General features: G+C 61.6%; 13 protein-coding genes. 9 read left to right on the forward strand and 4 right to left on the reverse strand.

All coding sequences use genetic code 11. The features are described from left to right. The 3 genes from AC1DXS_RS13590 to AC1DXS_RS13600 form a co-directional block, all read left to right on the forward strand. Nucleotides 1-527, forward strand: a 527-nt coding sequence (locus AC1DXS_RS13590) for a porin (RefSeq protein ID WP_477738014.1), incomplete at its 5' end; no start/stop codon positions are given. 113 nt (nucleotides 528-640) lie between these two features. Further along, nucleotides 641-1,771, forward strand: a complete 1,131-nt coding sequence (locus AC1DXS_RS13595) for an ABC transporter substrate-binding protein (protein WP_477738015.1) — start codon at nucleotides 641-643, stop codon at nucleotides 1,769-1,771. A 43-nt stretch (nucleotides 1,772-1,814) separates the two neighbouring features. Then, on the forward strand, nucleotides 1,815-2,585 hold the full coding sequence (locus AC1DXS_RS13600; protein ID WP_477738016.1) for an IclR family transcriptional regulator: 771 nt from the start codon (nucleotides 1,815-1,817) through the stop codon (nucleotides 2,583-2,585). Between the two features lie 36 nt (nucleotides 2,586-2,621). On the opposite strand, the gene AC1DXS_RS13605 is transcribed toward AC1DXS_RS13600, so the two are convergent. Further along, entirely contained in the window at nucleotides 2,622-4,490 is a 1,869-nt protein-coding gene (locus AC1DXS_RS13605; RefSeq protein ID WP_477738017.1) for a CocE/NonD family hydrolase, read from the reverse strand. A gap of 55 nt (nucleotides 4,491-4,545) precedes the next feature. Further along, nucleotides 4,546-6,144 (reverse strand): ABC transporter substrate-binding protein, encoded by a 1,599-nt coding sequence (locus tag AC1DXS_RS13610; protein ID WP_477738018.1) that lies wholly within the window; start codon nucleotides 6,142-6,144, stop codon nucleotides 4,546-4,548. Nucleotides 6,145-6,407: 263 nt separating this feature from the next. On the opposite strand from AC1DXS_RS13610, the gene dbpA reads away from it, so the two are divergent. From dbpA to AC1DXS_RS13630, 4 genes are all read left to right on the forward strand, one after another. Further along, nucleotides 6,408-7,838 (forward strand): ATP-dependent RNA helicase DbpA, encoded by a 1,431-nt coding sequence (gene dbpA / locus AC1DXS_RS13615; RefSeq protein ID WP_477738019.1) that lies wholly within the window; start codon nucleotides 6,408-6,410, stop codon nucleotides 7,836-7,838. Between the two features lie 515 nt (nucleotides 7,839-8,353). Further along, nucleotides 8,354-8,623: a hypothetical protein gene (locus AC1DXS_RS13620; RefSeq protein WP_477738020.1), complete on the forward strand. Its 270-nt coding sequence runs from the start codon at nucleotides 8,354-8,356 to the stop codon at nucleotides 8,621-8,623. A gap of 67 nt (nucleotides 8,624-8,690) precedes the next feature. Continuing rightward, nucleotides 8,691-9,560, forward strand: coding sequence for a hypothetical protein (locus tag AC1DXS_RS13625; RefSeq protein ID WP_477738021.1), 870 nt, complete (start codon nucleotides 8,691-8,693; stop codon nucleotides 9,558-9,560). A gap of 4 nt (nucleotides 9,561-9,564) precedes the next feature. Next, nucleotides 9,565-17,085: a calcium-binding protein gene (locus AC1DXS_RS13630; RefSeq protein WP_477738022.1), complete on the forward strand. Its 7,521-nt coding sequence runs from the start codon at nucleotides 9,565-9,567 to the stop codon at nucleotides 17,083-17,085. Nucleotides 17,086-17,106: 21 nt separating this feature from the next. Here the strand turns inward: AC1DXS_RS13630 and AC1DXS_RS13635 are convergent, their stop codons facing one another. Continuing rightward, nucleotides 17,107-17,748, reverse strand: a complete 642-nt coding sequence (locus tag AC1DXS_RS13635; protein ID WP_477738023.1) for a cysteine hydrolase family protein — start codon at nucleotides 17,746-17,748, stop codon at nucleotides 17,107-17,109. A gap of 103 nt (nucleotides 17,749-17,851) precedes the next feature. On the opposite strand from AC1DXS_RS13635, the gene AC1DXS_RS13640 reads away from it, so the two are divergent. Beyond that, nucleotides 17,852-18,856: a GlxA family transcriptional regulator gene (locus AC1DXS_RS13640; protein ID WP_477738024.1), complete on the forward strand. Its 1,005-nt coding sequence runs from the start codon at nucleotides 17,852-17,854 to the stop codon at nucleotides 18,854-18,856. A 185-nt stretch (nucleotides 18,857-19,041) separates the two neighbouring features. Further along, nucleotides 19,042-19,908: a transglutaminase-like domain-containing protein gene (locus AC1DXS_RS13645; protein WP_477738025.1), complete on the forward strand. Its 867-nt coding sequence runs from the start codon at nucleotides 19,042-19,044 to the stop codon at nucleotides 19,906-19,908. 63 nt (nucleotides 19,909-19,971) lie between these two features. Here the strand turns inward: AC1DXS_RS13645 and AC1DXS_RS13650 are convergent, their stop codons facing one another. Beyond that, nucleotides 19,972-20,952 carry a branched-chain amino acid ABC transporter permease gene (locus AC1DXS_RS13650; RefSeq protein ID WP_477738026.1) on the reverse strand — a complete coding sequence of 327 codons (981 nt, stop codon included), beginning with the start codon at nucleotides 20,950-20,952 and terminating at the stop codon, nucleotides 19,972-19,974. Nucleotides 20,953-20,954: the final 2 nt, after the last annotated feature.

The raw sequence follows: 20,954 nt of genomic DNA on the forward strand, positions 1-20,954 counted from the left end.
GCCATTACCTCAACGGTGAAGGCTTGGCGGAAACTCCCGCGGGCCCGATTCGCTTTGAGGGCGATTACAAGCAGACCGATGTCTCGGTCAGCTACGGCGAGGGCGGCGGCCCGCTGGGCCTGGGCTTTGGCTACGGCACGGACAGCAAGCGCGGCGGCGCGCTGCTCAATGACTTCAAGAACAAGTGGATGCTGGTCGGCTCCTACGACTTCGGCGAGGTCCGTGCCTGGGCGGTCTACAACCGCGACAACTTCGCGGGCGGCCCGCTGTCACGCAGCAAGGTCGATGCGCAGATGATCGGGGCTTCGTGGGACCTGACGCCCAACAGCAAGGTCATGGCCAACTACATCCGCAAGGACGTGCAGAGCGATCCGGCTGCCAAGCTCAAGCGCTTCCAGGCAGGCTACTCCTACAAGATGAGCAATCGCACCTCGCTCTACGCCTTTTATGACCGCCAGGACCCGAACAACCGCGTGGCCAATGACGTGATTCGCGTTTACGGCGTCGGCATCCAGCACAACTTCTGAAGGCCACAGGAACCGGCCTGAACATCCGGTTCGCAAAGCCCGCCGCCGGCGGGCTTTTTGTCATAGGCAACAGGAATGCCTAAACAGGTTTCATTATTTTGGAAGGCATAGCCATGTCGATTAAACGTTGGATCATCACAAGCATTCTGGCGACAGCCAGCGCCGTTGCTTCATCCGCTCCGCAAGACATCGTGATAGGCCAGGTCGGCCAGCTCAAGGACCCAGCCTCTGCGGCGAGCCAGGTCAAGGTGGGCGTTCAGCTGTATTTCGATGCCGTGAACGACCGGGGTGGCATCAACGGGGCAAGGCTGAAGCTCGTCACCAGGGACCGCGGGCCGGAGGGCGCCGACTCGGTGGAGAAAACCCGGGAGATCCTCCAGGAAGAGAAGCCTGTCGCGCTCATTGGTTTTTCCGGAACCGCCCCGGTGGAGGCCCTCGTTCGGGAAAAGGTGCTCGCCGCAGCCGGCATCCCTTTGGTAGGGCCTCGCACGGGAGCCGTTTCGCTTCATGAGCCGGTGGATCCCTGGATTTTTCATACGCGCGCCAACTATGCCCAGGAGGTACAGAAGATTGTGTCCCACATGGGCATCATCGGGCACAAACGCATCGCGGTTCTCTACGAGAAGAGCCCGTTCGGGATCGAGGGCTATGACCGGGCACTGCGCGCCATCAAGGCAAAAAACCTGCAGCTCTCCGGCACCGCGAGCTACGAATACGGCACGACCAACGTCGGCGAGGCGGTCACAACGATTCTCAAAGCGAAACCCGACGCGGTGATCGCCGTGGCGACGAGCGCCGCGACCGCCGAGTTCTACAAAAGCTTCCGCCAGGGCGCAAGCTCGGCGTTTGTCGTTGCGCTTTCGGTGACTGATGGCGCCGCCGTTGTGAAAAGAATCGGCAAACAGGCGGCCTACGGCCTGGGCATAGCGCTGGTTGTCCCCGATCCCTCCAGCAAGACGTCCATTCTGGTGAGGGAGATGCAGGAGGACCACAGAAAATATGGCGCACCGGGGTCCGACTTGAACCTGGCGGTGACCGAGGGCTACATCGCGGCCAGGGTGTTGGCCGAAGGCTTGAAGCGCGCCGGGCCTAACCCGGCTTCGGCAAAGATCAAACGATCCTTGGAGTCATTGAGAGACCTGAATCTTGGCGGATTCAGCATCAATTTTTCTCCGAACAATCACTCGGGCTCGTCATATGTCGACATCATCGTATTGAGCCCGGACGGTAGAATGCTTCGCTAATTCAAACACAACCGCCGAAAGCAAATCGGCGCCAAAGAAGGCAATGGACTATAACGTCGCGTCGGTAGATGAAGCACTCGGCTTATTGATGCTCGTAGCCCAGAACCCGGGGTTGGGCGTGACCGAGCTTTCCAAAAGATCGGAAATCACCAAGGCCAGGGCGTTCCGCCTTCTCAGCACGCTGGAGCGGCGCGGTTTCGTGCAGCGATCAGGTGATGCCGCCACATACCACCTGGGCTACAACGCCTTGCTGGTGGGGCTCGCCGCCGATGAGCAGGTCAGCCTGGTGCGGCAAGCCGGCAAATACCTTCAGCAGCTGGCCAGCCAGTTCAACGAGATTGTGCAGATCCGCGTGCGCGACGGCTTTGAGTCGGTGTCCGTCGCGCGGTGGGACTCCACCCACGATGTGCGCATCCACGGCTCCGTCGGCATGAGAAGGCCTCTTCACGGCGGCGCCTCCGGAAAGGTGTTGCTGGCCTACGCGTCCACGGAATTTCTGAACGAGTTCTTTGCCCAGGACTTCCAGAAGTTCACCACCAACACCATCGTCCAGCGCTCCAAATGGAACGAGGAGCTGATTAAGATCCGCAAGCAGGGCTACGCCACGTCCCTGGGCGAAATCGCAACGGAGGTCCTCTCCATTGCTGCGCCGGTTCGCGACGGCACGTCAAAAGTCATCGCAGCCATGGCAATCTCGATTCCTTCAAGCCGCATTACGCCCAAAGGGCTTGAAAAGCTGGCAAAGCCGCTGTGCGCGGCGGCCGACGACCTTTCGGCGGAGCTCGGCTACCGCGCCGGCGCGTCCGCGGCCTGACTGTGGCGCAGGGCCTCAGGTCCTCGCTTCACTTGATCAAGAACGCTTCGGGATCACGGGAAGCACCACGTGCGATGGGTACCGGCTGCTCATATGCACCTTGTTGAGAGCCGCTCTGCTTGTCGTCGCCTGGGCTTCAGGATCCCCGGTGTTCGGGTTGACGTCAAAGTGTGGGAAGTTGCTGCTCGARATGTCAACCCGGATGCGATGCCCGGCCTTGAAAAGGTTGCTGGTGGGAAAAGCCTCAATGCGTATGGGATAGATGGTTCCGGGCGTCATCAACTCCGGGCTCTCCCATGAGTCCCTGTACCGCACCCGCAAAATCCCGTCGGTGAGGTTCATCGCAAAACCATCTGGATAGTCTTCGTTGGCCGGGTAGACATCGACCAGCTTGACGGTGAAATCCGTGTCGGGGCAATCGGAAGATATCCATAGATTCGCCACCACAGGCCCTGTGATTTCAATGTCTTGCGGCAGCGGATCGGTGGAAAAGGAAAGCACGTCATCACGGTCCGTCAAGGGGTGGAAGGGTTCCGCGCAGCCAAAGAAGCGCTCATCGGTCGTCTGGTCAAAGGCACCGGCCAGTATCCCGGGCGGGCGGGAAACCACGCCGCCGCCCAAAGTGGGCACCGGGTTTTCCGGGTCGAAGCGATACTGCAAGACGCCGGTATCGCCCTGCGGGATGGCGAGCGAAAGAGAACGATTGGTGTGCAGGTGGTAGGGCTTGTACTGCGCATCTGGAATCGGCCAATCCTGCTCGGAGCGCCAGCGGCCGCCGTGGTCAAGCCGTCCTTCAGAATTCTTCCTGCCCGAGCCGCCTCCCATGACAAACAGCCGCACCGGTGCATCCTCTTCGGCGGCCGGCAGGCCTTTGAGCCAGCGGTCAAACCACTTCAGCCTGGCTTCGAGAAAAGTCGCCGCAAGGTGAGGGCCGAAGGTGGATTGTTCGCCGAAGTCCACATCGCCTGAATAGCTCAACCAGCGGTTGCCGTGCACCCACGGGCCGAAGACGAGTTGCACGGGTGCGCCCATCTTCTTGAGGCTCATGTAGTTCTCGGCCGCGGTGCGCGTATAGACGTCGTACCAGGAAGACATGTGAACCGTGGCTACATCTTTCAGGTGATGGTAGAAGCCTTCCGCATAGATGCCGGGCTGCTTCCAGTACTCATCGAACGAGCCCCGCTCCCATTGGTCGAAGAGAAACTCTTCATACTCGGGTGTTTCGGAAAGCGGGGAATTCCCGCGGCGCCACGGCATTCTCCTGAACCAGTCGTCGACATCGATATTCTTCAATGTGCTCGCGACAGCCGTGTTTCCCGACCTCTGGGCGATGCTGGATGCGAAGAGGACGGCCCAGGCCGCCTGCTTCAACTCATAAGCCCCGCCCTGGCGAATGCCGCTTTGGTAGCCGTTTGAAAACCCGCCGGAGTCGACATACATCGCCACCAAGCCCGGCGCGCCCGTGGACGCCAGTGCCATTTGTGTATGCGCCGCGTAGGAAAGGCCCTTGGTCGCTATCTTGCCGTTGGACCAGGGCTGGCGGACTATCCATGCGCAGGTGTCGTGGCCGTCGTCGGCTTCGCTGAGGTATTTGGTGAACGTTCCTTCGGAGCCGTACCTGCCGCGGCAATCCTGGTAGACAACGATATAGCCTTGGGCCACAAAATACGTGGCGACCTCTTCCCGCGACATGGGGCCCGTGCTTCCCGGTTCGCGTTCAGTGCGGCTGTCGAGGTGCTTTCCGTACGGGGTGCGTTCCATGATCACTGGGAATGATCGTCCCTCCTCGCCGGGCTCCGCCCTCGGGCGGTAGATGTCGGTGGCCAGCCTGGTGCCGTCCCTCATGGCAACCATCACATTGCGTTCAATCACCATAGCGAGATTGCTGAACGTCGAGTCTTTCATTGATTTCCCTGGTTGGGCGCGGCGGAAACCGCCACCGCCCGGTTTGTTGGTTGGCTTACTTTGAGGCCGTGTCTTTGATACTGCTCGCGAGGGTGAGCCCGTCGCTGCGCGGGGCCATGCTCAGGCCTTTTCGCAATCCCCAGGCCGCCTTCGCGTTGTGGACTGGTACGAGGGCAACGTCCTCAGCGGCCAGTCTTGCGGCCTTTCGCTGCAGCTCCTCGCGTTCCTTCTCGTTCAGTGTCCTGGAGGCGGACTGGATGGTCGCGTCAAACTCCTTGTTGCTGTAGCGGCCGTAGTTGTTGGCTCCGGTTCCCAGGGCCTTGTCAAAGGTGGTGACTGAGGCGGTGTAAGGCTCCAGCGAATCGCCGAGAACCGCGCCGACGCCAAACATGGCCAGGCTGAACTCAGGCATGCCGCCCGCACCGCCGCTTGTGGCCCGGGTCACAAAGTTGGCATAGGGGAGGGTCCTGGCGTCGGTTTTGATGCCGGCCTGGGTCAGCATCTGGGCAATGGCCTCGCAGACCCTCGCGTCGTTGAGGTAGCGGTCGTTGGTGCAATGCAGGACCACCTTGAATCCGGAGGGATACCCGGCTTCGGCCAGCAGGGCTTTGGCGCGCGCCGTGTCCGCGGCTTGAAGCTTCAGCGCAGGCTCGTATCCGAAGAATCCGGCGGGAACGATCTGCGTTGCGGGTTCGGCATCGCCCTTCATGACGAACTTGTTGATGGCCTGCCTGTTGATGGCCATTGTGATCGCCTGGCGGACTCTCTTGTCCTGGAAGGGGTTTTTAGCCAGCGGCTTTCCGTCGTTGCCCGTGACGTAGGGGGAAACCGGGCGGAACTGGTCCATGTGCAGGTGATTGAACATATAGGATGGCGTCGAGACCACGGACACCTTCTCGCTTTTCTTCAAGGTGTCGCTCAAACCACCGGCCGCCCCGTCAATGACGTCGACACTTCCGCCCAGCATCGCGGCGGCCCTTGCCGGTTCTTTGGGGATGAACTGGTAGGTCACTTTGGACCAGGCGGGCTTGGCACCCCAGTACGCCTCATTGCGTGTCATGGTCACTTGCTGGCTTGGAATCAGTCCTGCGTACTTGTAAGGCCCGGTGCCGATCGCCGCTTTCCCCTTCTCGAAGTCCTCCTCCTTGATCTCCGCACCGCTTCCTTTGGGAAGGATGGCCACGAGGCCCACGTTTTCAGGCAGGGTCGGCGCTGTCTCTTTCGTTTTGATGATGACCGTCAGCGGATCCTGGACCCGGACGCTGTCGACCGTTCTCAAATAGGTCTTGAATGTCCGCGGGCCGGCGAGCGCCTTGGCCCTGTCCAATGAAAACTTCACGTCGTTGGCCGTCATGGGCTCGCCGTTGTGGAATTTGACGCCGGGACGCAGCTTGAACTCCCATTGCTTGTCATCTATCGCCTTCCAGGACAAGGCCAGCAGCGGAACGGGGTGCAGCTTTTCGTCCTGACCGATCAGCGAGTCGTAGACGTTCACCCAGACACTGCGGTTCGCGGCGCTCAGAACATGCGGGTCGGCGGACGTCACTTCGGACTTGAAACCGATGCGCAAGTCCGCGGCCGACGCAATACCCGACAGCGTCACAGCCATAGCAGCCACCAGCAAGCGACGCGGATGATTCAATACGATTTCCATTCCCATGCTCCATTCGGTTAGACCAGGTTTTCCCACAAAAAGAATCTCATCTCAATGTATCAATCAATGATACGTTGTTTTGTTGTATGATACATCAGGTCGATCGGCTTTGAAAGCGTCCCGTTCGCTGCGGGCGGGCTTTCCACCCGTTCGGAAGAATGGCGGTCAACTGGGAGCATGCGCCGACGTGTCTGGCCGCTGCTCCCCGCCATGCGCACGCGCGTGTAGAAGTCCTTTGAATCTTGCGCACCGATAATCAGTGCATGAACACCCCATCGAAGACGACCGCATCCGGCGCAGCAAGCATTGACTTCAACACCCTGCCGCTGACGCCCGCCATGCTGGCCAACCTGCAGCAGCTCGGCTACCTCGGCATGACACCTATCCAGGCGGCCAGCCTTCCGGTGGCGCTGCTCGGCAAGGACCTGATCGCCCAGGCCAAGACCGGCAGCGGCAAGACCGCGGCTTTTGCCATTCCCCTGCTGGCCAACCTCAATGCGCGGCGCTTTGCGGTGCAGGCCATGGTGCTGTGTCCCACGCGCGAACTGGCCGACCAGGTGGCGACCGAGATCCGGCGGCTGGCGCGTGCCGAGGAAAACACCAAAGTCGTGGTGCTGTGCGGCGGTGTGCCGCTGCGCAACCAGACAGCCAGCCTGGAAAACGGCGCCCACATCGTGGTCGGTACACCCGGCCGCATCATGGACCATTTGGCGCGCGGCAACCTCACGCTCGAGGCGCTCAACACCCTGGTGCTCGATGAAGCCGACCGCATGCTGGACATGGGATTTTTTGAGGACATCGTCACCGTCGCCAAGCAGTGCCCCAAAGAGCGGCAAACCCTGCTGTTCTCGGCCACCTACCCCGAAGGCATCGCCAAGCTGAGCCAGCAGTTCATGAAGGCACCGCAAACCATCGCGGTCCAGGCCCAGCATGAAAAAACCAAGATACAGCAGCGCTGGTACCAGGTGCCCGACAGCGACCATGATGAAGCCCGCCTGGGCGCCGTCGCGCAGGTGCTGCGACACTTCCGCCCGGCCAGCACGCTGGCGTTCTGCAACACCAAGTCGCAGTGCCGCGCACTGGTGGCTTATTTGAAGGAGCAGGGCTTCAGCGCGCTGGCTTTGTTCGGCGAACTCGAGCAGCGCGAGCGCGACCAGGTGCTGGTGCAGTTCGCCAACCGCAGCTGCTCGGTGCTGGTGGCCACCGACGTCGCCGCGCGCGGCCTGGATATCGCGCAGCTCGCGATGGTCATCAACGTCGACGTCACGCCCGACGCCGAGGTGCATATCCACCGCATAGGCCGCACCGGCCGCGCCGACGAAGAGGGCTGGGCCATCAGTCTGGCCAGCATGGACGAGATGGGCTACGTCGGAAAAATCGAAGTGCTGCAGAAAGCCGAATCAGAATGGCACAAACTGGCCGAGCTGACGCCTGCGAGCAATGAGCCCTTGCTGCCGCCCATGGTGACCCTGCAGATCGTCGGCGGCCGCAAGGAAAAAATCCGCGCGGGCGACGTGCTGGGCGCATTGACCGGCGAGGCCGGCTTCACGCGCGAACAAGTCGGCAAGATCAACGTCAATGAGTTCTCCACCTACGTCGCGGTGGAGCGCAGCATTGCGGAGCAGGCGCTGCACAAGCTCACGGCCGGCAGGGTCAAGGGCAAAAGCGTGAAGGTACGCCTGCTGGAAGAGTGATACCAGGGTGCATGCCGCCCTCGGCGCTCTTGCCGCCACACTCCTGAGTCCGACTTAGAACCGGCAGCCACACGCGCAGCCTGCGCGGCTATGCTTGCCTGGTTCTCGTTGGCGCGGAACGTTGACGCTCGCGGTCAGTGCGGTCAGCGCTGTACGCCACAGCGCTGATTCTGTGTTCGGTTTTTCTGCCTGTCCCCTGACGGGCATCAACGGTGCCTTCGCACTCCCATTTTTTCAGTTCTCCTCGCGCGCCTCGTCCGCGTGGACAGGCGCGTGCGTGTCTGGGTCTGTGTTCATCCTTGTGGGGCGCCGGTGTTTGTGTCCATTCTCTCTATGAGAGATGCGTATTTGTGAATGCTCAAACACTATTGGCGCCTTTCCCCACATCTCTTTACAGTCCAGCGACCAAGAAATCGAAAAAGAAAAGAAAGAAAAGGCGAGGTGAGGTTTATGTTGAATCAACAGGTGATGGCGTGCGAAGGCATGCTTGAGCTCCTTCAAAACAAAAGCGACCGATGAAAGGCGCCGCCCTTCTCATCGTGATAACGGCATGGATCGCCTTGTGCGGATGGGTCGTCGAAAAAACCGGCAACCTGATACCCGACCGGTCCCTGCGCTTGCTGACCAAATTTCTGCTGTTTGTGCTGATCGCCACTGCGCCGCTGCTCAACGCGATGGCAAAAGCCGCCGAATTTTGCACGTCCGGAACGTGGAGCGAACAGAAATCGCAGTGGTGCGCCGTTGCGATGAGCGCTTACGGCACGCATCGCAAGAGGGTGCAATGAGCGGCTGGCGTCCTTTATGCGCTGCTACCGGTCTTCCGCAGCATGTCGCTCTCTGGATAACCGAAAAATGTTGAAGCTGGCTGGTTTTGATGCGCTATTCGCCGCAGCGGGAAGTTTGTACTTCCTGCTTGCCCTGGGCGGAATCTGCTTTGCGCTTTGGATGGGCAAGACCTGGACTCGCAAGCTCGTCTATGCGGCGATAGTTCTCGCGCTGTTCATTTCGCCCATTGCGCGTGAAATGTATGGAGCGATCGAGTATCGCGGCAAGCTTGCGGCGGCGCAGAGCTTGTTTGAGGAACGGTGCAAGACGGCGGGGGAGAAGATCTACAAGACGGTGGACGACGTTGAGGGCGTGCTGCTGATGAACGTAAGGTCTGAAGACAAAGCTCTCAATCGAGCTAATCCGAATTGGTCAGATGCAGGATTGCCGGACGAGTCAGGCGGCGATGACTACATCAGAACGTTCCTGTTCTGGGAGCAGCGAGCACCTGCATCGAGTTATGGCTATCGCGGTTACGTAAACAACCTTTCATCGAATACGGCAGGCCACAGAACGTTCTCGGGATACGCGTTCGTGGATGTTAAAGAAGCTGATGGCTCTGTTTATCGCTACCGATTGAGTGGCCCTAGATCGACTGAGCTCCTGCGCCAAACCACCGACGAGCCACCAGCGCGCTACGCAGTTTCGTTCGCCAATCTGAACGACCCTGCCGGCCGCCAGTTGTGGGTGGCCGGTACCACGGTGACGGTAACTGACACTGCAACTCAAGAAATGCTGGCGAGCAGCACGTGGTACGCATTGGAGCCGGGACAGGGAAGCCGGGCAGGGGGGCGTCAGCCGTGGGGATTCGCGACGATATGCCCCAGGTCAGGCAATGGAAATTCACCTACCAGATTCTTTGTGGACCAAGTCTTAAAGCCTAAACAGAGAGGTTAAACAGATGACGACGGCAATTGCGACCTACCTCAAATTCGCCAACATACAAATAGCGGCAGAAGCGCTGTATGGGAAGAAAACGGCCCCCGTCGATGCGACTTACGAGGGGGCGCTAACTGTAGATAACTTAACCACCGGCAACGAACGCACCAGTGTATTCACTTTGACCCAGGCAAAGGAATTCAGTCTTGACTGGGAAGTCGTAGAGCACAAGAGCAATACATCCACGGGCTTTTCTGGGACGCTCCTCCGCGCATTGCGCACAGATGAAGCTCGCGGGGTCGCCGCAGACGAACTCGTCATGAGTTTTCGCTCCACAGAGTTCGCCGATGACGCTGTCCGGGACAACCAGGCGACCAATGCCCTGGAAATCAAGGAGAAGGGCTGGGCGTTCGGGCAGATTGCCGATATGGAAGCCTGGTATGCCAGCCTCAAACAAAGCGGCAAGCTTGATCCGGGGGCGGCCATCGCCGTGACCGGCTACAGCCTGGGCGGCCACCTGGCGGCAGCCTTCAATCTATTGCACAAGGGCGACACCACATCTTTTGGCGCGCCGCTGATCAAGGAGACCTATACCTTTAATGGTGCGGGTGTGGGGCAAATAAATGCGGGGCATACGCTGCGGGATGTCATTGATGCATTCAGTCAGTATCGGAACGCGCCCGCTTTGGTGAACCTGGGGGACGCGCAGCTGAACGATATTTATATGAGCATTCGTTCTCGCATGGATGGAAGGCGGATGCCCGCTGAAACGGACTTCAGCCAGGTGCAGGCCTTGATCGTCCAGTATGGAGATGCGGCGCGTCCCATTCTGGAGGCCTTGCAGCGGGTCGACAAGGTGATGCGTGAACAAGAGCGCGTCAGCGGTATCCGCAACGGCAGCACCGGCCCCCTTGATGTACCGCTGGACCGGATTGAAGCGGCCACCATGGACTATCAAATGGCGGTGGTGCTGGCCTCCATGAACACCAGCTCATATCACACTGCGCCGATTCAAGCAGGATGGGACGCTTTTCGCGATGTCCGGACGCCGGCTCCGGCGCCCGGGCTCTCCAATGTGTTTGACATCTACGGCGCGACTTACCCGTCGGCCGTTTCCAACTCCCAGTTGCACTACGGCGAGCCCATCAGGGTTGCGATCGAAAACCAGCCTCTGCTTCGCGGCAATGTAGTCTGGAACTCCCTTGTCCAGTCCTTGTTGTATGCGGACGTGAAGCTGCTGACGGACAACTTCAGCCAGAACGATTTCGGTGATACGCACAGCCTGGTGTTGATCGTTGACTCGCTGTCGGTGCAGAATGCCTTCGCCCAGCTGGACAACACTTTCACGCTGGGCAAGGCGCAATCGCTGATGAATGTTGCGACGAACGCCAAGGCCGAAACCAGCACATTCAGCCAGGGGCACGCGGAAGGAGATGCCCTCGAGAAGCTGCTGACGGCGTTGGCCGCCCAGCTCGGCATCGGCATTCCGGAGCTGAAGCCCAGCCTGGACGGCAACACCTGGTTTGAAGTTCAGGACAAAAATGGAAGTACGGGCCGCGCCACATTCCACGCGGCGTTAAACAAAGTCGTCAGCTCGGAAATCTACGGATCGCTGCTCGGAAAAACAAGCATCCAGTTGGTCGACGCCAATTTGTCCCATCAGGCCAAGGCGCGGGTTGGTTTTGAAGAGATTGCGGCCCTTCAGACTCTCAGTCCATTTGTGATGAGCGGCGTGGGAGAGGCGGGAAAAGCTGCACTGGATGGCCTGTGGCTGGGCAGCACCTGGGGAGAGAGCTATACCGATTGGCTGCAAGACAGGTCCTTGAGCACCCTGGGCAAGGCGCCCGCAGCTTTCACGGATCAGTGGATCGATGACAGGGCCGCCATGCTGCAGGCCTTGATCAGTGCCAACACCCGGAATGCCGACGCCAACCCTGATGGCTACCTGGCCGTGCAAGGCTCACTCAATGAAAGTGTCAATACCCGATACATTGACTTGCCTACCGGCAACCTGCTGCAGGTCAATAACACACGTATCGACCCCAATACCGCATCGAACGAGAATAAATATGTCATTTTCGGTGGCAAGAGCGACAACACACTTAACGGTGGCTCCGAAGCGGATCATCTTTACGGCGGTGGCGGCATTGACACCTTGAATGGCAAAGCCGGAATCGACTATCTCGAAGGCAATGCCGGTGACGACGTCCTGGATGGTGGCCAAGGCAATGACACGTTGGCTGGCGGAGCCGGCAACGACACCTACCAATTCACCGGCGCCTTCGGATCCGACACCATTGTCGACAGCGACGGCACGGGCATTATCCAGGTGGACGGCAACCCGCTGCAAGGCGGCAAAAAAGTGGAAGGGCTGGACAAGGTCTGGCGCAACGAGGAGCAAGGCTATACCTTCACCCTGGCAGGCAGCGGCGCCGACCGCAGCCTTCTCATCATGAAGGACAACGGGCTGGATGCCATCCGTGTAAAGAACTGGCAAGACGGCCAGCTTGGTTTGGCCATGGATAGCGCCGCTTCGCCGCCGCTTGTCGTGCAGCACATCTACAACGGGGATCAGCATGCCCCGCTGGCGGGTGACGGCTATGACTGGCTGTCCACCCACTGGGGCGCTGACGGCACGTTAATAGGTGGCGTGGAAGAAGCAGATTTCTTCGACGTCATTCATGGCAGCTATGCCGGTGACGAGATCAGCGGCCTGGGCGGCAAGGATGTGTTGCAGGGCTGGCTGGGAGACGACGAGATCGATGGCGGCGAAGGTGACGACCTGATTGCCGGTGGGCCGGGCCGTGACCTCATTCATGGCGGCGCAGGCAATGACGTCATCATGGGTGCCGGAAATTTCTATGCCCTCGACTACAACCCGTATTCCTACGCATCGGTCCAGGCATGGGACCCCGTATTGGGCACGAGCGTCCTTGGACAAGTGCAGTTTGACCCCGTCGGCACCAACGAGTGGATCAACGGGACACTGACCTGGATCGATCTCACCAGCCCAGACCCCGACGTCATTGTCGCTGGCGATGGGGACGACCTAGTGTTTGGTTCGGGTTATGACGATGTCGTTGCGGGCGACGGGGGCAGTGACCTGTTGTGGGGGATGGAGGGCAACGACATCATGGTGGGCGGCGCCGGCGGCGACGTTCTGGTCGGCGACGTCGACGGCGTGGACTACGCCTTGCTTCAAACACAAGGCAGCGATGTTCCGCCGGTCATCTACGGAAAAGATTTCCTGGATGGCGGTGACGGCGATGACATATTGCTGGGGGGCGGCGCAGGCGATGCGCTTTATGGAGGCGCTGGAAATGATGTGTTGGCGGGAGACGGCTCCTCTGGTCTGCTGCTTGACGGCAGTTATGCCAACCACCTGGTTTCTTCCGTCCAGCAGGGAGACGACTTCCTCGACGGCGGCGATGGCGATGACACGCTGACGGGCGCCGGCGGTGACGACATACTGATGGGCGGCGCCGGGGCGGACATGCTCGACGGCGGCAGCGGCAATGACAGTTTTTCGGCCGGCGCGGGTGATACGGTCACCGACAGCGAAGGCGTGGATGTCCTGATGTTGGCAGACGGCGCGCCTGTTTCCGTGACCGCCGGCGGCGCCGACCTGTTGCTGGGCTATGGCAACCGGGGCACTTTGCGTATCGTGGATGCCTTGCGTGGAAGCATCGAGTTCATCGATGGTGCTCCGATAGAGGACTGGCTCAAGAACAACCTGCGCGAAGCGGTTCATGTCGCGTCCAGCGGCGAGAACCAAAGCCTGAGCGGCGGCGCCGGCGACGACACCTTGGAAAGCGGGCATGCGCACGTCAGCTTGGCGGGAGGGACCGGGAATGATACCTACGTCATCGGCAATGCCGGCGTCACGGTGATCGAGCAGGACGACGAGGGGGCGGATACCGTGCGGAGCAACGCCAGCTTCAGCCTGCCCGAGAACGTCGAGAACCTCACGCTCACCGGAGCGGCCGCCAACGGAACCGGTAACACCTCGGACAACGTCATCATGGGCAACGCGGCTGCCAATCTGCTGGCAGGGGGTTTCGGTAATGACGCGCTTGACGGCGGCAGCGGCGATGACACCGTGTATGGCGAAGGCGGCGACGATGTGCTGTATTCCAGCCGCGGCCGCGATACGCTCGCCGGCGGCGACGGACTGGATACCTATGTGCTGAACTACGGCGCAGACCGAAACATTGCGGTTGATGATTCGGCTGAAGGCTCCATCATCAAACTCGGCGCTCCAGGCATGAAGTTCGATGACCTGAGCGCCGCACGCCGCGGCGACGACCTGGTGGTCGAGGTACGCGGAACCGCGGCTTCCATGCTCATCAAGGACTATTACGCCGCCGCCCAGACTTCATGGGTGTTCGAGGACGCGCAGGGCAACACGACCACCGGCGATGCGCTTGTGGAGGCAAGCAGAACGGACTGGACGCAGTTGCAGGCCAAACTCCTCAAGGACTTCCAGTCCGGCGCAGTCGGTTCGATTTCGCGGAGCTACGCCGACAGCGGCTATGTGCAACAGGGTGATGGCTCGTGGTACCGGGCCGCCAGCTACACCATGGGCATGGCGAAAACCTATGAGGTCAGGACGGAATTCTCCAAATCCGTCCATACACCCTTCAATGATCCCGGCCACCCCTGGAGCACCGCATCTTCCTATGTGTCGTATGCCGACTGGGCCACCCAGCAATGGGGACAGGAGACGGCGAGTGACCGGATCGCCACCGTCAGTTTCGATACACGCGTGCTTGAGAGTGGCACCGAAACCATTCAGTCCTACCACGATGCCACCACCCATGAAACAGCCTGGAGCGCGGTGCATTGGACGGGAGACGGCGGAACGCACTCGGAATCGGGCTGGGTCTACGAGTCATCAATGGATTGGCCCGCCGCGCATCCGACAGAGTTCATCAACTTTTATACGCGCTACAACCTCGACAGCGACTACTACGAGGGTGCCGTCGGGCCGCTCAGCTTCCAGGATCCGGGCGCGAGCGCACTTGCCGGTGAGCTGCCGGATTACGTCGCGGTCGATTTCCTGCATCGGCGAGACAGCTACCAGCTCGGCTCTTCGATACTGGCCGATGGCGACCAGACGGTGTGGGCGGACCCGTATTCGGCGGTGATAGGCGGCACAGGCAACAACATCATTTTCGATGCCGGCTTCGCTTATGGTGGAACCGGCAACGCGCAGCTGATAGGCGGCGGAACGCTGATGGCCGGCATCGGCGACCAATACCTGGAGCGTGGCGACCTCATGGTGGTGGGTGATGGCCATGACACCGTGGTGGGGCACAGCGACAGCCGCATCCTGGTCAATCCGGCCAACCTGGGCATAGACCTTRTCGGCGAGGATTTCGACTGGGAATCGGACATGGACTTCCGAGGCCAATCGTATGCGGTCAAGGCCATCTACCAGGCCATGGGCTATGCGAACTGGGAGAAAAACTATCAATACGGCGGCAAATACCGCCTGGACTTTGGTGAGGACTTCCAGGGCTACTTTGATTCGATGGAGGATGCACGCGCCGCCTTCGTCCCCAGCGATGCCTGGCCGAGCTTCGACCTTGCCATGGCCGACGCCCTTACCACCTGGCGTTATGTGGAGCCTTTGACGGTGCTGTACAAAACCCCGTACACCAGCGTGGAAGACCCCGAGAGCGATTTGGTAGCCAGCAGCTACTATGCCGCGCACGGCATCACAGGCACCATGCTGGCGGCCGATGACTTTGCGGCCTTGCAGCCGCTGCTTGACGCCGGCTTGCTGCCCGGGGCCGTCGTCAGCTTCGGCCCGGGGCTTGCGCTGGCGGACCTGAGCGTCTCGTGGAGTGAAGCAGCAGCCCCCCTGGACGGCACCCCCCACGCCGCGCTGGACATCCTTTGGGGCGCGGACCAGGGCCTGCGGATCCTGATGCCGCGCAGCGGCGATGCGCTGGACAGCGTGGTGCAGCGATTCGAGTTCGCCGACGGCACGGTCAGCAGCCTGCTGGACCTGATGGCCAGGGCGGATATCAAGATGGTGGGGACTGCCGATGCCGATACCCTGGCCGGCACCGCCGGCATCGACCGGCTTGAAGGCATGGCCGGCGATGACGAATACACCGTCAACAACCGGGGCGATGTGGTGGTCGAGAGAAAGAACGAAGGAAACGATACCGTCCACAGCAATGTGGACTACACCCTTGCCGCCAATGTCGAGAACCTGACGCTGGTGGGAGGCGCAGCCCTGAACGGCACGGGCAATTCCTTGAACAACTGGCTGGTAGGCAATGACGGCAACAATGTACTGGTGGGCGGCTTCGGCGCGGATACCCTGCTCGGCGGTGAAGGCGACGACGTGATCGATGGCCTGGCCCCGGCTGCCGATGCTGCGGCGACGGCGTATGTCACGAGCGCTGCCGCGGGCAAGTATGTCGTCGACGATGGTGCCGCCATGGTGTTTGCGCTCAGCGACGGCGCAGTTCCTGCCGTATCGCCAGGACAGTCGCTGAAGGTCGTGGATGGCGGCAACTCGGTCCAGGTATATGTCACGCCCGGCAGCAAGCTGGATGGCAGCGAACTGATGGCGAACGAAACCGGCATCCACCTGAGCGGCAAGCTTTCCGACTACGGCCAGGCCATAGACCAGGATACGGGTGTGTACACCTTCACCCGCACTGCGGGCTTGGGGCCGGGGCAAAGCGAAAGCGCCTTGGTGACGGTGTCGGACGCGGATACCCGTCTCTACTTCGCCGACGGCGTGATAGGGCTCAATGGCATTGCCGATGCGCGCCTGGTGGACATGGATACCTTTGTGTTTCACCCGATCCAGCAGGATTGGCTCGCGGGCGGGGCGCAAGCCTGGCCTGCCAGCGTTGCGCTCATGAGCCAGGGCGCGGACCAGCTCGCGGGCGGCGCGGGCAACGACTGCTATTTTGTGGACGATGCGGGCGACGCCGTGATAGAGAAGGCCGGGGAAGGCGCGGACACGGTGCAGGCCTGCATCAGCTACACGCTGGGCGCCAATGTTGAGAACCTGAGCTTGATCGGTACGGCGGCGCTCCATGGCACCGGCAATGCACTGGACAACATCATCATCGGCAGTGCCGCCAACAACGTGCTTGAAGGCGGCCTGGGCAATGACGTCCTGAGCGGCGGCGCGGGTGATGATATCTACATCTTCGCCAGAGGCTATGGCGCCGATACCGTGCAGGAAAACGACGCCGCAGCTGGCAACACCGATGTCCTGCAGATCCGGGCCGGCGTCCGCGCCGACCAGCTCTGGATGCGCCAGCTGGACAATGACCTTGAAATCAGTGTCATCGGCACAAGCGACAAGGTCACTGTGCAGAACTGGTACCTGGGCAACCAGCACCATGTCGAACAGATCAGGGCGGACGGCGGCAAGGTTCTGCTCGACAGCCAGGTCGAAACCCTGGTGCAGGCCATGGCCGTCTATGCACCGCCCGGCATGGGGCAAACGGATCTGTCCGCGAGCTACGCCGCCGCGCTGGCGCCGGTGATGGGCGCCACCTGGCATTGAAGCTGCGGCGCTGCGCCGGGTTCAACGCCCTGCCAATGCCGCACGGTTCGACACCAGGATATTGCTTTTCTCGAGCCGCCCACCTGCCTGTACGGCGTTGATCCAGGCGTCGGTGGAGCCGGTCGCTGCGAAGCGCGTGTGAAAGACGACGCTGAACACACGGTGGATTTCCTCGGCGCTGGCGCTGCCGGCTTCATTGGCATAGGGAAGGGCGCCGGTGGCGTCGCTCAAGAACTCCACATGCAGGCCGCGGTGCGTGGCCTCGAAAATGGTGGAGGCATCGCAGTTGTGCGTCATGTAGCCGATCACAGTCAGGGTGTCTATGCCGCGCTGCTCCAGCCAGGCGGCGAAGTCGGTGCCGGTGTAAACGCTGGGCCAGGCCTTCTCGATGTAGTGGTCGCGTGGGCGGCTGGCCACGGCCTCATGCAATTCCCAGGCGGCCGAGCCTTTGGCGAACAGCGCCGCGGCGGGGGATTCGCTGTGCTGCACCACAACGACGGGAATGCCGGCCGCGCGGGCAGCATCCATGGCGCGCGCGATGTTGGGCAGGGTTTGGGCCACGGGTGGGTGTTCGATCAGCAGGCCGCCGTTGAAATATTCCATCTGCACGTCAATGACGACGAGGGCGCGGCGTGGGGCTTTTGGGGTGTTGCTTGCGGTCATGAAAAGTTTCCTGTGTTGAAAGCGGTGGGTGATGGAAGGATTGTTGGCCGGTGTCCGTTTTGTCGAAAGTGGCCCAAATGCCAATACTCGATAGAATCGGGCCATGTCACCGCGCACCCAGAAATCAAGCCGAAAAACCGTCAAAGCTGCAAAACAGGACGGCAGCGTGGCGGTGGTCGCGTTTGACGGCATCAGCCCTTTTCATCTGTCGGTGCCCTGCATGGTGTTCGGCAACGATTTTTCGGGGGCCGACCTGCCGCGTTTCAAGCTGGTGGTCTGCGCCGAAAAGCCCGGCACCTTGCGCACCACTTCGGGCTTCGGCATCAGCGTGCAAAAAGGCCTGGGCGCGCTCGCGAAGGCGCAGACCATCGTGGTGCCGTCCTGGCGCGATGCGATGGAGCGCCCGCCCGAAGCCTTGCTCAAGGCGTTGCAGGCCGCGCACCAACGCGGCGCGCGCATTGTGGGCTTGTGCCTGGGGGCGTTTGTGCTGGCCGAGGCCGGGCTGCTTGACGGGCGGCCGGCGACTACGCACTGGGCGCTGGCCGGTGAATTTGCCGCGCGCTACCCGCAGGTGCGGCTGCAGCCCGATGTGCTCTATGTGGATGACGGCGACGTGCTGACTTCGGCTGGTACGGCGGCGGGCATAGACTGCTGCCTGCATGTGCTGCGTCTGGACTACGGCGCCGAGATGGCCAACCGCGTGGCGCGCCGCATGGTGGTCGCGCCGCAGCGCCAGGGCGGGCAGGCGCAGTATGTGGAGCAGCCCTTGCCCGCCACGGGAGCGGGCCACCGGCTGTCGACCATCCTGGCCTGGGTGCAGAAAAACCTGGACCAGCCGCACAGCCTGGACGCGCTGGCGGCGCGGGCGCTGATGAGCCGGCGCAGCTTCACGCGGCACTTCCGGCAGGTCACCGGCACCACGGTAGGCCAATGGCTCACCAGCCAGCGCCTGGGCCTGGCGCAGCGCCAGCTCGAATCGACGGACCGCTCCATGGAGCAGATCGCGCTCGATGCGGGTTTTGGTTCAGCGGTGTCGCTGCGCCAGCATTTCGCGACGACGCTGGGGACTTCGCCGTCGGCTTACCGGCGCGAGTTTCGCGCGGCCTGATGTGTTGTAGGCGCGGGCGACGCCGTCTTGTCGGCCCCGGCGGCCAGGGTTTCCCGGCAAATATCGCCAAACGCGAATACCGGCCTTTTTTGCGCGCCTAATGGGTGGTGATGGCGACGGGTTCCCGCCGCCGCGGACAAACAGGCTCCTTTTGCGGAGCCAATCCCCAAGGCATAAGACACCCTATGGTCAGGCTTGAATTTTCCACCGTGCTGGTCTACGAGGTGATGGCGCCGGGCTGTGATTTCATCTTCAACATCCAGGCCGCCTACACGCCGCGGCAACTGGTAATGCACGAATCCCTGGGGCTGAGCCAGCCGGTGGCCACCAGCAGCTACACCGACCCCGCCACGCAAAGCCGCTTTCTGCGCCTGCACGCCGAACCTGGCAACTTCACGCTGAGCTATACGGCGGTGGTGGACCTGGTTCACTACGAGGCGCAGCCGGGCTCGCTGCCCGAGCTGAGCCCGCTGGCCCTGCCCGGCGAGGTGCTGCCTTACCTGTATCCGAGCCGTTACTGCCAGTCGGACCGCTTGCTGACCCTGGCCAACAGCCAGTTCGGCCACCTGCCGCTGGGTTACGGCCGGGCGCGGGCGATCTGCGACTGGGTCCAGCAGCATGTGAGCTTTCAGGGCAATACCAGCAACAGCACGACCTCGGCCATAGACACCCTGATAGAGCGGGTGGGTGTGTGCCGCGACTTCGCGCATCTGATGATCGCGCTGTGCCGCGCGGCCAGCCTGCCGGCGCGCATGGCCAGCGGCATGGACTACGGCGCCGACCCCGCGCTGGGCCCGCCGGATTTCCATGCCTATGTGGAGGTCTACCTGGGCGACCGCTGGTACCTCTTCGACCCCTCGGGCACGGCGATTCCCATGGGTTTTGTGCGCTTTGCCACAGGGCGGGACGCGGCCGACATTGCGTTCGCCACGATTTTCGGCAGCGTGCGCGCGGCGCAGCCGCAGGTCCACATCGAGGCCGTGCCCAACAGCCTGGGGCAGCTGGTGCTGCCGCAGCATGTGAACTACGCGCTGTCGACCGATGGGCCCTGACCGCCCGAAGGCCGCGCAATAAAAAGCGCGCAGGCCTGCGCGCTTTTTTGGGGGTGGTGCTGCTCAGCTTCGCTGCGATGCCGCCTTGGCGGCGTTGCGGCGGCGCTCCAGGAAAGCCTGCAGCTCGCCGATCACGCCCTTGCGGAAGGCCAGCACGCACAGCACAAAGATGGCGCCGATGATGACGGTGACCCAGGAACCGACCTTGTCGGCCAGCAGGTTTTGCAGCGCAATCACGATGCCCGAACCCATGACCGGGCCGAAGAAGGTGCCGACGCCGCCCAGCAAGGTCATCAGGATGACCTCGCCGGACATGGACCAGTGCACGTCGGACAGCGTGGCAAAACCCATGACCAGGGTTTTCATCGAACCGGCCAGGCCCGCCAGCGCGGCCGACAGCACAAAGGCCAGCAGCTTGTAGCGGTCCACGTTGTAGCCCAGCGAGATGGCGCGCGGCTCGTTCTCGCGGATCATCTTGAGCACCTGGCCGAAAGGCGAATGCACGATGCGCGAGATGAAGAGGAAGCAGGCCACAAAAATCGCCACCACCACGTAATAAAGATTGATGTCGGATTCGAGCGGCAACAGGCCGAAGAGCTTGCCACGCGGCACGCCCTGCAGGCCGTCTTCGCCGCCGGTAAAGCTGGCCTGCAGGCAGACGAAGTAAACCATCTGGGCAATCGCCAACGTGATCATGGCGAAGTAAATACCCTGGCGGCGAATCGCCACCAGGCCCACCAACAGACCTATCAGCCCGGCCGCCACCGCGCCGGCCAGCAGAGCCAGCTCGGGTGTCCAGTTCAGCGACTTGATGAACCAGCCCGTGACGTAAGCCGCCGAGCCGAAGAAAGCCGCATGGCCGAAAGACAGCAGGCCGGTAAAACCCAGCAAGAGGTTAAAGGCGCAGGCAAACAGCGCGAAGCACAGCAGCTTCATCACAAACACCGGGTACAGGCCCAGGAAAGGCGCGGCCAGCGCAAACGCCAGCAGGACGAGGTAAGTAATGCGCAGCATGTTGGCGGCTTTGGTGGAGAGGGCGCTCATGG

It is taken from the genome of Polaromonas sp. P3_B1 (assembly GCF_056402935.1).